Annotated in this window: 15 protein-coding genes; 9 read left to right on the top strand and 6 right to left on the bottom strand. The window is 68.0% G+C overall.

The features are described 5' to 3' along the window. Together NM2_RS40635 and NM2_RS40630 are read right to left on the bottom strand one after the other, a co-directional pair. Window positions 1–657: a YbaB/EbfC family nucleoid-associated protein gene (locus NM2_RS40635; protein ID WP_067681277.1), complete on the bottom strand. Its 657-nt coding sequence runs from the start codon at window positions 655–657 to the stop codon at window positions 1–3. Window positions 658–942: 285 nt separating this feature from the next. Further along, window positions 943–1,311 (bottom strand): DoxX family protein, encoded by a 369-nt coding sequence (locus NM2_RS40630; protein ID WP_067681274.1) that lies wholly within the window; start codon window positions 1,309–1,311, stop codon window positions 943–945. Between the two features lie 105 nt (window positions 1,312–1,416). On the opposite strand from NM2_RS40630, the gene NM2_RS40625 reads away from it, so the two are divergent. After that, window positions 1,417–1,809, top strand: coding sequence for a winged helix-turn-helix transcriptional regulator (locus tag NM2_RS40625; protein WP_067681270.1), 393 nt, complete (start codon window positions 1,417–1,419; stop codon window positions 1,807–1,809). Here NM2_RS40625 and NM2_RS52210 read toward each other — a convergent pair. After that, window positions 1,751–2,188, bottom strand: coding sequence for a hypothetical protein (locus NM2_RS52210; protein WP_245718474.1), 438 nt, complete (start codon window positions 2,186–2,188; stop codon window positions 1,751–1,753). The two genes, NM2_RS40625 and NM2_RS52210, sit on opposite strands and share 59 nt — an antisense overlap. Here NM2_RS52210 and NM2_RS40615 point away from each other — a divergent pair. Together NM2_RS40615 and NM2_RS40610 are read left to right on the top strand one after the other, a co-directional pair. After that, complete coding sequence (locus tag NM2_RS40615; RefSeq protein ID WP_067681347.1) at window positions 2,070–2,438, top strand: ArsR/SmtB family transcription factor; 369 nt, start codon at window positions 2,070–2,072, stop codon at window positions 2,436–2,438. The genes NM2_RS52210 and NM2_RS40615 overlap by 119 nt on opposite strands. Before the next feature lie 23 nt (window positions 2,439–2,461). Then, window positions 2,462–3,118 carry a cation efflux transmembrane domain-containing protein gene (locus tag NM2_RS40610; protein ID WP_067681344.1) on the top strand — a complete coding sequence of 219 codons (657 nt, stop codon included), beginning with the start codon at window positions 2,462–2,464 and terminating at the stop codon, window positions 3,116–3,118. Window positions 3,119–3,241: 123 nt separating this feature from the next. Here the strand turns inward: NM2_RS40610 and NM2_RS40605 are convergent, their stop codons facing one another. The 3 genes from NM2_RS40605 to NM2_RS40595 all read right to left on the bottom strand — a co-directional run bounded on the left by NM2_RS40605 (window position 3,242) and on the right by NM2_RS40595 (window position 6,375). Further along, window positions 3,242–4,030 carry a VOC family protein gene (locus NM2_RS40605; RefSeq protein WP_067681341.1) on the bottom strand — a complete coding sequence of 263 codons (789 nt, stop codon included), beginning with the start codon at window positions 4,028–4,030 and terminating at the stop codon, window positions 3,242–3,244. A 270-nt stretch (window positions 4,031–4,300) separates the two neighbouring features. Continuing rightward, entirely contained in the window at window positions 4,301–5,101 is an 801-nt protein-coding gene (locus NM2_RS40600; protein WP_174575741.1) for an SDR family oxidoreductase, read from the bottom strand. Between the two features lie 71 nt (window positions 5,102–5,172). Continuing rightward, window positions 5,173–6,375: an acyl-CoA dehydrogenase family protein gene (locus tag NM2_RS40595; RefSeq protein WP_245718473.1), complete on the bottom strand. Its 1,203-nt coding sequence runs from the start codon at window positions 6,373–6,375 to the stop codon at window positions 5,173–5,175. Between the two features lie 86 nt (window positions 6,376–6,461). On the opposite strand from NM2_RS40595, the gene NM2_RS40590 reads away from it, so the two are divergent. The 6 genes from NM2_RS40590 to NM2_RS40565 are packed head-to-tail and all read left to right on the top strand — an operon-like array spanning window position 6,462 to window position 12,417. Next, on the top strand, window positions 6,462–8,096 hold the full coding sequence (locus NM2_RS40590) for a FadD3 family acyl-CoA ligase (RefSeq protein ID WP_067681257.1): 1,635 nt from the start codon (window positions 6,462–6,464) through the stop codon (window positions 8,094–8,096). After that, window positions 8,093–9,001, top strand: a complete 909-nt coding sequence (locus NM2_RS40585) for an enoyl-CoA hydratase (RefSeq protein WP_281182824.1) — start codon at window positions 8,093–8,095, stop codon at window positions 8,999–9,001. The genes NM2_RS40590 and NM2_RS40585 overlap by 4 nt, the downstream gene beginning before the upstream one ends. Then, the gene (locus NM2_RS40580) at window positions 9,002–10,132 is read left to right on the top strand and encodes an acyl-CoA dehydrogenase family protein (RefSeq protein ID WP_067681254.1); all 1,131 of its coding nucleotides are present in this window, start codon (window positions 9,002–9,004) and stop codon (window positions 10,130–10,132) included. 28 nt (window positions 10,133–10,160) lie between these two features. Continuing rightward, window positions 10,161–11,147 (top strand): acyl-CoA dehydrogenase family protein, encoded by a 987-nt coding sequence (locus NM2_RS40575; RefSeq protein ID WP_067681251.1) that lies wholly within the window; start codon window positions 10,161–10,163, stop codon window positions 11,145–11,147. Next, entirely contained in the window at window positions 11,144–11,371 is a 228-nt protein-coding gene (locus NM2_RS50480; protein ID WP_067681248.1) for a hypothetical protein, read from the top strand. The genes NM2_RS40575 and NM2_RS50480 overlap by 4 nt, the downstream gene beginning before the upstream one ends. After that, window positions 11,368–12,417 (top strand): acyl-CoA dehydrogenase family protein, encoded by a 1,050-nt coding sequence (locus NM2_RS40565; protein WP_067681245.1) that lies wholly within the window; start codon window positions 11,368–11,370, stop codon window positions 12,415–12,417. The genes NM2_RS50480 and NM2_RS40565 overlap by 4 nt, the downstream gene beginning before the upstream one ends. Window positions 12,418–12,470 lie beyond the last annotated feature (53 nt).

Genomic DNA, 12,470 nt, shown 5'->3' with positions numbered 1-12,470 from the left:
TTACCAACCCTTCCAGTGCGGAGTGTCGTCCTCGTCCTGTTCCCAGGCGGGTGCATAGGAGGGTTTGGTCTTCGGTTGGCGAGGTGGCTGGTGCATGGAAGCCGGTTGGCCGGAACCGGGCTGCTGGCTGTAGGACGGCGGTTGCGCCCGGCCGGGCTGGGGCGGCGGCACGGCGTCGAACGACGGCTGCGCAGCCTGCCCGTACCCCGGCTGTTCCTGCGGCTCACGCGGCGCGGGCGGCGGCGGGAGAATGCTCTCGACGCCGACCGGCGTGCCCGGAATATCGCTGTCGTCCAAGGGATTCTCCAGGACGAACTCCGTCTCGGCGGTGATCGGCTGCAGAGCCTCGGCGATCTGCGCCTTCGCTCCGCGCGCCGCGGCCTGCGATGCCTCGGTGACCGACGCACCGAGCTTCTGCGGCGTCAAACGCTTGTACGCCTGCGGATCCACCCACACCTCGATCGGCACTCCGGCGGCATTGCTGGTGACCCGGACCAGATTGTCCGACGACCACGCCTGAGTGGTGGCCACCGCCAGCTTGTCCCGCGCCTCGGCGATGCTCTCCATCCGCTCTTGATAACCCTCCAGCATCGCGTCGACCTCGATCTGCAATGCATCGGTACGCGCACGGAGTCGGTCGTATTCGGACGTATCCACAGTTGCCCTCTCCCCGGAATCGATCGGCTCGATCGTAGTGCTAGGACGCACCTCGACCGGATTCGGTTCCCACCGAATCGAACTCACCGCGAAGTTGTCGCCGCACCGGACAATCGCCGCCGCGGTACCTCACCACCACCTTCGAAAACTGGATCGAACGAGCCATGCAACGCCTGCGCGAAGACGAACCGGACACCTGGTGAGCCGGTGCTGCCTCGACCGGCTCACCTGCCGAGTCGAACCGAAGCGTCATCGGCATCCGTGTGCCGAAGCTGCGCGCACAACTCAGCCCACGAAGCGCCCGATCGCGACGAAGGCGGCGAGCAGCAGGAGAACCACGTTGGCGGGCAACGGTTCTCGCTCGTTGCGGGTCAGGTGCACGCGCAGTGCGCCGATCTGCACGATGACCAGGCCGACCGCCGCGATCGGCGTCAGAATGCGGGCGATGCCGGTCGCCTCGGGCAGGATCAGGCCGAGTGCGCCGAGAACCTCGACAGCACCGACCGCCCGCACGACCGTATCCGAGTTGTCCTTCATCCAGTCGAGCCGACCCGTCGCCACGAGTTGCTCGCGCGACCGGACCAGTTTCAGTCCGCCCGCGACGAGATAGACGACCGCGAGCAGGCCCTGCACGATCCAGAGGGTGATGTTCACCGTATTCCCCAATCCTCACTGATGACGCGTGGTCATATCGTGTGTGAATGTCGGTGTGGCGACAAAAGGCACAGCGATGTATGTGTCCAGGAAGGACGCTCGAGTATGGCGCAAGTCACACGAAAGCCGGTGCGGATACCCGAGGGCGGCGCGGTCCGCGAAGTACTCGATCGCATCGGCGACAAGTGGAGTCTGCTGGTCATCGGCACCCTGCGCGAGGGGCCGCTGCGGTTCGGCGAGCTGAAGGATGCGGTTGCGGGCATCTCGCAACGAATGCTCACCCTGACGCTCGGACACTTGGTCGAGGACGGCCTCATCAGCCGCACGGCCTATGCGGAGGTGCCGCCCCGGGTCGAATACGAACTGACCGAACTGGGACGAACACTGCTACCGATGGTGATCTCCCTCGCCGAATGGGCCATGGCGCACCGCGAGGAGATCAACGCCAATCGCACTTCACGGATCCGGAATGAGGAAGACCGCCCGGACGAGCGGTGATTCGCGCTTTCCCGAATAGCGACTTCGGTGCAGTGACAACAGCAGTGAGAGCGCAATCGCCATCGGCATCGGCATCGGCATCGGCATCGGCATCGGCATCGGCATCGGCATCGGCATCGGCATCGGCATCGGCATCGGCATCGGCATCGGCATCGGCATCGGCATCGGCATCGGCATCGGCATCGGCATCGGCATCGGCATCGGCATCGGCATCGGCATCGGCATCGGCATCGGCATCGAGATAGCATCGCTCTATGGCGATGAAAGCGTCCGATATCGATGTCGAGCGGGTGGAGTTGATCCCGGCTGCGGCACTGTTCCGGTCACTGGGCGATCCGGCGAGGCTGGCGATCGTGCGGCGGTTGGCAGCGGGGCCCACACGCGTGACGGATCTGGTCCAGGCTGTCGGGTTGGCGCAGTCGACGGTGTCGAAACATCTTGCCTGCCTGCGTGATTGCGGGTTGGTCGATTCCGAGCCGGTCGGGCGGGCGTCGCTGTTCCGGTTGACTCGCCCGGAGCTGGTGCAGATGTTGTCCTCGGCGGAGGCGGTACTGGCCGCGACCGGGAATGCGGTCGCGCTGTGCCCCGAATACGGCATCGATTCGTGCTGCTCGGAGGCGGCGTCGTGACCGATGCGGGTGCGCGGCCGAATCTGGTGGCGGCCCAGGACTGCTGCGGGGGCTCGTGCGCCGCGCCGGTCACCAGGGATGCGGCGTGGCATCGCGCCGCTCGATGGGCGCGCTGTCTGGCCTGGGTGAGCCTGGTGTGGATGCTCGCCGAGGGCGCGATCGGGCTGTGGCAGGGTGTCGCGGCGGGATCGATCGCGCTGATCGGCTGGGCGCTGGGCAGCGTCGTCGAAGGTATGGCCAGTGTGATCGTGGTGTGGCGGTTCACCGGTGATCGAACCGTCTCCGAGACGGCCGAGCGGACCGCGCAAAAGCTTGTGGCCGTATCGTTTTGGCTGATCGCGCCATACGTCGCCGTCGAATCCGTACGAGATCTGCTGGGCGAACACCGATCCGAGACCACAGCGCTCGGAATAGTCGTCACCGCACTGTCACTGGTGGCGATGCCTCTGCTGGGCCGGGCGAAACACCACCTGGCCGCTCGCCTGGATTCAGCGGCAACCGCCGGGGAGGGAACCCAGAACTATTTGTGCGCGATCCAAGCCGCTGCCGTCCTGGTCTCCCTGGCGCTCACCGCCGTGTGGAGCGGTGGCTGGTGGTTCGACTCCATCGTCGGCCTCGGCGTAGCAGGCGCGGCCGTCTGGCAGGGCGTGCGGTCCTGGCGCGGGGACGACTGCTGCTGACCCTGCCGGTCCGCCGGCCGGCCCATCGCCACGGCCGAAGTGCCGTAGTCGCCCCCTCCGAGACGAAAATGATTGAGGGCCAGCCGGATTCACCGGACTGGCCCCCAACCGAACTACGGGGCGTCAGCCCGTGCGAACGTTCGTGTCGATCACGCCGAACGTCTCACCCTGTGGCCCCACAACCATCGTCATCCTGCCGAACGGTGAATCGGACGGGGGCATCAGCACCGTGCCGCCCAGTTCGGCCACCCGTTCCGCCGCGGTGTCGACACCGTCGAACTGGAACCAGGTCAGCCAGTAGGTGGGCATCGGGTCGCCGGGCGTGAGGGTGTCGTCGTTCATGCCGCCCACCCCCTCCGTGCCGCCGGGCGGAGTGAACATCACATATCGCATGTTCGTACCGTCGCCGACGTCGGTGTACGTGTAGCCGAAGACGTCGGCATAGAACTTCTTCGCGTCGTCGAGCTGACGGGTGTGCAATTCGTTCCAGCAGTACGCACCGTGCTCGTTGTAGACGGCGGCGCCGTGGTGCGCGCGTGCCTCCCAGATGCCGAACACACCGCCGGTGGTGTCCGCCAGAACCGCCATGCGGCCCTGGTCGAGTACGTCGAACGGGGGCATCAGCACCTGACCGCCCGCCGCGCTGACCTTACCGGCGACATTGTCGCTGTCATCTGCGGCGAAGTACGTGGTCCACACCGAGAGCATTCCGGGCTGCGGCTTGGGACCGATCCCGGCGACGGCCGCGCCGCCCTGCGAGGCCATGAGATATCCGCCCGTATCCGGGCCACTGTCCCGAACCTCCCAGCCGAACAGGGCGGAGTAGAACTCGCCCGCCTTGGCCGGGTCGTCCACCTGGCAGTCGACCCAACACGGGGTCCCCTCCGGCCAGGGCGTATCGCGCAGAGGCATGGATTTCTCCGTTCCGTATGTGCGAATTCGTTTGCGACCGCTGTTCGAAACGCGATTACTCCGCATGACGCGGCCGATATGCCATCACTGCTGCCACCGCGACGCCGGATCGAGCACGCCGCACCGGCAGCGAAACCTCGAGGAGCACGTCCGATCATAACGAAGAAGGGACCGGGCGGTCTTCGGTATGCAGGGGAATTCCGGTCGCTCGGGCAGCCGCCATCGGCGCGACCCGGATCGTTTCCATCACGGGCCGCAGGGTCCGAACAGCTACGCCCGCTGGCTGCTGACCGAGACCACCTCGCCGGTCATGTACGAGGTGTAGTCGCTGGCGAGCATGGCGATGGTGGCGGCCACTTCCCAGGGTTCGGCTGCGCGGCCGAAGGCTTCTCCGGCGGAGAGGCGGTCGAGGAGTTCGGTGGAGGAGACCTTGTCGAGGAAGGGGTGGCGGGCGATGCTGGGTGCCACGGCGTTGATGCGAACGCCCAGGTCGGCGGCCTCCACCGCGCTACAGCGGGTCAGGGCCATGACGCCTGCCTTGGCGGCGGCGTAATGAGCCTGGCCGTGCTGGGCGCGCCAGCCCAGGACGCTGGCGTTGTTGACGATGACGCCGCCGTGCCCGGCCTCGCGGAAGTACTTCAGGGCCGCGCGGGTGCAGCGGAACGTGCCGTTGAGGGTGATGTCCAGGACGCGATCCCACTGCTCGTCGGTCATGTCGACAACCGGTGTCTCACCGCCCAGCCCGGCATTGTTGACCAGGATGTCGATGCGCCCCAACGCTTTCGCGGCCCCGGCGATCAGCTCGCCCACCTGGTCGGTGCTGGTGACGTCGCAGACCACCGAGGCCACCCGGCGCTCCGGAAAAGCAGCGGCCAACTCCTCCTCGGTCTGCTTCAAACGCCGCTCGTGCCAATCGGATACGACGACGTTGGCGCCCTCGTCGAGCATGCGGCGCGCCGTGGCCGACCCGATCCCGGTCCCCGCCGCGGCGGTGATCACCGCAATCCTCCCGGCAAGCAGACCGTGTCCCGAAACCGGCTGCGGCGCAACAGAAAGATCGGTCACTGTGATTCCTCCAGGTCTGATCGGAGCTTGGCGTCCGATCGGTCGATCCGGCCGTGTGCGGCCGATCCGGTCAAGGGTTAACGAGCCTCGCGCGGCAGGCCGAGCACGCGTTCGGAGATGATGTTGCGCTGCACCTCGTTCGAACCGCCGTAGATGGTGTCCGCGCGGCTGAACAGGAACAGGCGCTGCCATTCGTTCAGATCGTCCGGCAGGGAGATCAGGCCCGGTGCGCCGAGGACGTCCATGGCGAGTTCGCCGAGATCGCGATGCCAGTTGGCCCACAACAGCTTCGAGACCGACGCCTGTCCGGCGGCGGTGCGGGCGTCGACATTGCCGTGCGCGGATGCCAAGGTGCGCAACGCATGCGCGCGCAGCACACGCAGACCCACCCAGGCCTGATCGATACGTTCGGCGATGACCGGATTATCCAGTGCGCCATTGTCTTTGGCGACCGCTTCGAGGTCCGCCAGTTCCCGGGCGAACCGGATCTGCTGGCCGACAGTGGAAATGCCGCGCTCGAAGGTGAGGGTGCCCATGGCCACGCCCCAGCCCTTACCCGGCTCGCCGACAACCAGACTCGCCTCGGTGCGCGCGTCGTCGAAGAACACCTCGTTGAATTCGGCCGTGCCGGTGAGCTGGATGATCGGGCGAACCTCGACGCCCTGCTGCTTCATCGGCACCAGCAGATACGACAGACCGTGATGCCGGCTCGACCCCGGCTCGGTGCGGGCGATGACGAAACACCAGTCGGCCAGATGCGCCAGTGAGGTCCAGATCTTCTGGCCGTTGATCCGCCACTCGTCGCCCTCGAGCCGGGCCGACGTGGTCACCGCCGCCAGGTCCGAACCGGCCCCCGGCTCGGAATAACCCTGGCACCATAGTTCGGTGACCGAGCGGATGCCGGGCAGGAAGCGCTGTTTCTGTTCCTCGGTGCCGAACGCCAGCAGCGTCGGGCCCAGCAGCTCCTCGCCCAGGTGCGACACGCGGCTCGGCGCATCGGCCTTGGCGTACTCCTCGTGGAAGATCACCTGCTGGCGCAGCGTCGCGTCGCGGCCACCGTACTGTTCGGGCCAGCCCAGGCAGGTCCAACCGGCCGCGGCCAGGTGGCGGTCCCATTCGAGCCGCTCGTCGAACGCCTCGTGCTCGCGGCCGGGACCGCCCAGTCCACGCAGCTCCCGGAACTCGCCCTCGAGGTTCTCGACCAGCCATTCGCGCACGTCGGCGCGGAACTTCACATCCGCGGACGTGTCGGCGCCGGCCGCGGCATCGGGGGTCTGGATCACACTCACTCCGGTAGAGTAACCTACCAAGCACTTGCTTTGTAGACCGACAGTTTCGAATCGCGGCTCGCCGCGGGAGGACGCCCGTGACCACCCTTTCGCAGACCACCCCCCGGGCCCTGCACGATGCGGCGCGCGCCTACGGCGACGCACCGGCCGTCCACGACGGCGAGGTGCAGCTGAGCTGGACTCAACTGCTCGACCAGGTACAACAGGTCGCGGGCGCGCTCATCGCCCGGGGCGTGCGGCGCGGCGACCGAATCTCGATCTGGGCCCCGAACACCTACCACTGGGTCGTGGCCGCCCTGGCCTCGCACTACACCGGCGCCGCCCTGGTCCCGCTGAACACCCGCTACGTCGCCGACGAGGCCGTTGACGTGCTCGAGCGGGTGCACGCCAAGGCCCTGTTCATCTCCGGCCCGTTCCTGGGACGCGATCGACTGGCCGAATTGCGCACTGCCGCACCGGATCTGGACATCGAGACGATCATCGTCATGCCGGTCGAAGCCCTCTCCGGCGTTACGGCGGGCTCCGGAGCCGAATCCTTCGCGGAATCAGCGAGCGGATCAGCACCGCGCGACGGCGCAACGTCCACCGGCCGCGCGGACGAGGCGGTCGTCGCCTGGTCCGAACTGGCCGGAATTTCCGCGCGGACACCGCGTGCGGACATCATCGCTCGCGGGGAATCGGTTGACCCCGAGGATATTTCGGACATCTTATTCACCTCCGGCACCACCGGCCGCAGCAAGGGCACGCTCGTCGCGCATCGCCAGGCACTGAGCGTGGTGCGCGCGTGGGTGGCCTGCTCGACGTTGCACAGCGACGACCGGTACCTGGTCATCCCGCCGTTCTTCCACAACTTCGGCTACAAGGCCGCGATGCTCGCCTGCCTGGTGACCGGCGCGACCATCGTCCCGCAGGCGAGCTTCGATGTGCCGCAGGCGATGCGGATGGTCAACGACCTGCGGATCACCGTGCTGACGGGTCCGCCGACGATCTATCAGACCATCCTGGACCACCCCGCCCGCGCCGATTTCGATCTGAGCAGCCTGCGGGTGGCGGTCACCGGCGCGGCGACCGTTCCCGTGGTGCTGATCGAAAGAATGCGCGGGGAACTGGAATTCGACGTCGTGGTCACCGCCTACGGCCTGTCCGAATCGGCCGGATTCGGCACCATGTGCCTGCCCGACGACGACGCGGAAACCGTCGCCAACACCTCCGGCGGCCCGATCGCCGACTTCGAGGTCCGCATCGGCGACCACGGCGAGGTGCTGCTGCGCGGCCCGAACGTGATGCTCGGCTATCTGGACGATCCCGAGAACACCGCCAAGACGATCGATTCCGACGGCTGGCTGCACACCGGTGACGTCGGCGTCCTTGACGAGCGCGGCTATCTGAAGATCACCGACCGGCTCAAGGACCTCTACATCAGCGGTGGATTCAACGTCTATCCCGCCGAGGTCGAACAGGCCCTGGCCCGTCTGGACGGCGTCGCGGACTCCGCGGTCATCGGCGCGCCGGACGAGCGCATGGGTGAGGTCGGCAAGGCATTCATCGTCCGCCGTCCGGGCTCGGCCCTCACCGTCGAGGACGTGATCGCCCACGCGAAGCGGACACTCGCCAACTTCAAGGTCCCGCGCTTCGTGGAATTCCGCGACGAGCTGCCCTACAGCGCCGCCGGAAAAGTGCTCAAACGGCAACTACGCGAGGAGAATTCGTGACCGGCGCACAGGCTCCGGGCGCGGTGCCCGACGAGGGTGAGGTCGTCACCTACGAGCGGCGCGGTCCGATCGCGGTCGTCACGATGAACCGGCCGGACTACCGCAACGCGCAGAACTCGGTGATGACCTACGCCCTGGACGCGGCGTTCACGCGCGCGGTCGAGGACGCCGACGTGCAGGTAATCGTGTTGGCGGGCAACGGAAAACACTTCAGCGCCGGGCACGACATCGGCACGCCCGGCCGCGACCACCACGTGCGGTACGAGAACAAGGCCGCGCTGTGGTGGGACCACCTCGACCGCCCCGGCGGCGACCAGCGATACGCCCGCGAGGTCGAGGTGTATCTCGGCATGTGCCGCCGCTGGCGTGAGATTCCCAAGCCGACCATCGCGATGGTGCAGGGCGCGTGCATCGCCGGTGGGCTCATGCTGGCCTGGGTCTGCGACCTGATCGTCGCGGCGCAGGACGCGTTCTTCTCCGATCCCGTTGTGCGCATGGGTATTCCGGGTGTGGAGTATTTCGCCCACCCGTGGGTGCTCGGACCGCGCCGGGCCAAGGAGGTGCTGTACACCGGCGACCGCTTCAGCGCGGCGCAGGCATACGAGTGGGGCATGGTGAACCGGGTCGTGGCCAACGAGGAACTGGCGGCCGAGACCTTCGCCCTGGCCGAGAAGATCTCCACCATGCCGCAATTCGGGTTGGCGCTGACCAAGAAGGCCGTCAACCAGTGCGAGGACCAGATGGGGCTGCGCTCGGGAATGGATTCGGTCTTCGGACTGCACCATTTCGCGCACGCCCACAATGCCGAGGTCGGCGCGGATTCACTCGGCGGCATGAACGCCGAGTCGATGAAGGCCGGTGCCACCCGGCGTGACGCAAGCACCGCAGAGAACAGGGCGATGTAGATGGATCTCGAACTCGATTCCGCCGCAGAGCAATTCCAGCTGGAAGTGCGTGACTTCCTGCGCGCCAACGTCCCGGCGACGCCGTTGCCGTCGATGGACACCAAGGAGGGCTTCGAGGCGCACCGGCGCTGGGAGGCCACCATGGCCGATGCCCGGCTGTCGGTGGTCGCCTGGCCGCGCGAATACGGCGGACGCGATGTCTCGCTGCTGGAATGGGTTCTGTTCGAGCAGGAATACTACGCGGCCGGCGCGCCCGGACGGGTCAGCCAGAACGGCATCTTCCTGCTCGCGCCGACGTTGTTCGAACACGGCACGCCCGAGCAGCACGAGCGAATCCTGCCGAGAATGGCTCGGGGAGAAGATATCTGGGCCCAAGCGTGGTCCGAGCCCGAGGCGGGCAGCGATCTGGCCGGAATCCGGTCCAGCGCGAAACGCGTCGAGGGCGGCTGGGTGCTCAACGGGCAGAAGACCTGGAGTTCGCGAGCCTCCTTCGCGGACTGGGGTTTCGGGCTGTTCCGCAGCGATCCCGAGGCCGAACGTCATCGCGGGCTGACCTACGTGATGTTCCCGCTGTCCGCGGACGGGGTCACGGTGCGGCCGATTCCGCAGCTGGACGGTGAGCCCGGATTCGCGGAGATCTTCCTGGACAACGTCTTCGTGCCGGATCGCGACGTCATCGGGGAGCCGAACGACGGCTGGCGGGTGGCGATGGCGACCTCCAGCAATGAGCGCGGCCTGTCGCTGCGCAGTCCGGGACGGTTCAGCGCGACCGCGGACCGGTTGATCGAACTGTGGCGTTCGAATACCGAGTCCGGTGACACCGCGTCGCGAAATCGCGTGGTGGACGCCTGGATCGGGGCCGAGGCATATCGGCTCAACACGCTCGCGACCGTCACCCGGCTGTCCGAGGGCGGCAAGCTCGGCGCGGAATCCTCGGTCAACAAGGTGTTCTGGTCCGACCTGGACATCGCCATGCACGAGACGGCCCTGGAACTGCTCGGCCCCGCCGCCGAACAGGAGAGCGCCTGGACCGACGGCTACCTGTTCTCCCTCGCGGGCCCGATCTACGCGGGCACCAACGAGATTCAGCGCAACATCATCGCCGAACGCCTGCTCGGCCTGCCCCGCTGAACTCGCCCGACCCGGATTGGACCGATCGATGAGATTTGCACTTTCCCCCGAACAGCGCGACTTCGCCGACAGCCTGCGCAAGATGAGCGATGCGGCCGGGACGCCCGGCATCATCCGCGCCTGGGGCGAGGGCGACCACAACGGCGGGCGCGGGCTGATCCGCCAGCTCGCCGGTGCGGGCGCCCTGGGCCTGGCGATCGACGAGGCGCACGACGGCATGGGCGCGGAGACGATCGACTCGGTGGTCGCCTTCACCGAGTTCGGCCGCGCCGCCGTGCCCGGACCGCTGGTCGAGACCGCCGCCGCGATTCCCGCACTGCTGCAAGCACTTCCGGACAGCGCGTTGGCCGGACGCTGGCTGGGCGCGCTCGCCGAGGGCCGGGCCCTGGGCACCCTGGCGCTGTACCCCGAGGCCCCCGCGGTGGACGCCGACGCCGCCGAGGTGATCCTGGTGGTGGACGGCGACCGGCTGTTCACCGCGCATCGCACGGCGAGCATCCGGTCCGTCGACCGGGCCCGCCGGTTGTTCTCCGTATCCCCCGGCGAGCTTCTCGCCGAAGGCGATTCGGTACGTACGGCCGCCGCGGCGGCCTTCGACGCCGGCGCCCTGGCGACCGCGGCGGTCCTGCTCGGCGCGGGCCGGGCGATGCTGGACACCAGCGTCGCCTACGTCAAGCAGCGGCACCAGTTCGGCAAGCCGATCGGCCAGTACCAGGCGATCAAACACCATCTGGCCAACGCCCTGATCGGCCTGGAAATGGCTCAGCCGCTGCTCTACCGCGCCGCACTCGAGCCCACCCCGCGCGACATCTCGGCCGCCAAGATCGCCTGCGCCGAAGCCGCCTACCGCACCGCCCGCATCGCCCTTCAGGTCCACGGTGCCATCGGCTACACCGCCGAATGCGACCTGTCCCTGTGGATAACCAAGGTCAATGCTCTGCAATCTGCCTGGGGAACAACAGGTTTCCATCGGGCGCGGGTTGCAGCTGCCCTGCGCACCCCGGGTGTCGCATGAGGATCACCGCGCCGCGCGAGACCGTCAGCTCCGAAGCCGCCGCGCCGATCCCGGCACAGCGGGCGGGCACCGCTGCGACCGCCGACCTGGCCACCAGCGCGCCGACCATCCGGCAGACCGGATGCCGTGGTATCACCGCATCGCTCACCGGCGGCGCGGCGGATCTGCCGTCGGCACGGCGAGATTCGGTCTCCCACGCCGAGAACACAGGAGGAACACCGTGAGCAGCACGGCCGAACTGCAGGAACTGGCGAGCACCGTGCGCGCGGTGCTGACCAAGCACGGCGATCGCGATGTGCTGCGCCGGGCGATCGACAGCGAGGCCGGGTACGACCCCGCGCTCTGGTCGCTGCTGTGTGAGCAGGTCGGGGTCGCGGCGCTGGCCGTTCCGGAGGAGTACGGCGGGATCGGGGCCGGACTCGTCGAGGCGCTCACGGTGGTCGAGGAACTCGGGCGCACCCTGCACACGCCGCCCATGCTCGGCTCCGCGGTACTCGGTGTGCAGGCACTGCTGCTCTCGGGCGACACCGAGGCGTGCGAGCGGCTGCTGCCCGACGTCGCCGAGGGCGGCCGCACACTGGCGCTCTGCTGGGCGAGCGCGGCGGGCTGGGACGAGCCCGGCGTTCGCGCCGAAGACGGAAACCTCACCGGCACAGCACATTACGTCCTCGACGGGGCGACGGCAGACACCCTGATCGTGGTCACCGCCGACGGCCTGTACGAAATCGACGCCGCCGCACCGGAACTCACCCGCACCGCCGCACCGGTGATGGACCCGAGCCGCCGACTGACCGAGATCACCTTCACCGCCGCACCGGCCCGCGCCCTCGGCGGAGATGCCGCCACGATCACCCGCCTGCGCGAAATCGCCTGGGCCGCAATCGCGGCCGAACAGGTCGGCGCGGCCGACGCGTGCCTGCAGATGACCGTCGAATACAGCAAGTCCCGGGTGCAGTTCGGTCGCCCGATCGGCAGCTTCCAGGCCCTCAAACACCGCATGGCCGATATGTACGTCCTGGTGGAATCGGCCCGCTCGGCCGCCTACGCCGTGATCGCCGACCTAGCTCAGGGCATCGCCGATCCCCTGGACATCGCCGCCGCCCGCATCCACTGTTCGCACGCCTTCTCCGCGATCGTCGGCGAAACCGTCCAGATGCACGGCGGCATCGCCATCACCTGGGAACACGACGCCCACCTGTTCTTCAAACGCGCCCACGGCGACGCCCAGCTCTTCGGCCGACCGGCCCGTCCACTGGCCCGCCCGGCGTAGGTTCGGCCCGGACACGGGGGAGGGGTGTCCCCACGGCCGTGGGGACACCCCTC

The organism is Nocardia miyunensis NBRC 108239, assembly GCF_001613065.1.
Lineage (GTDB): Bacteria > Actinomycetota > Actinomycetes > Mycobacteriales > Mycobacteriaceae > Nocardia > Nocardia miyunensis.
The sequence above is the reverse complement of the archived record's forward strand: the minus strand, read 5'-3'. Positions and strand labels throughout refer to the sequence as shown.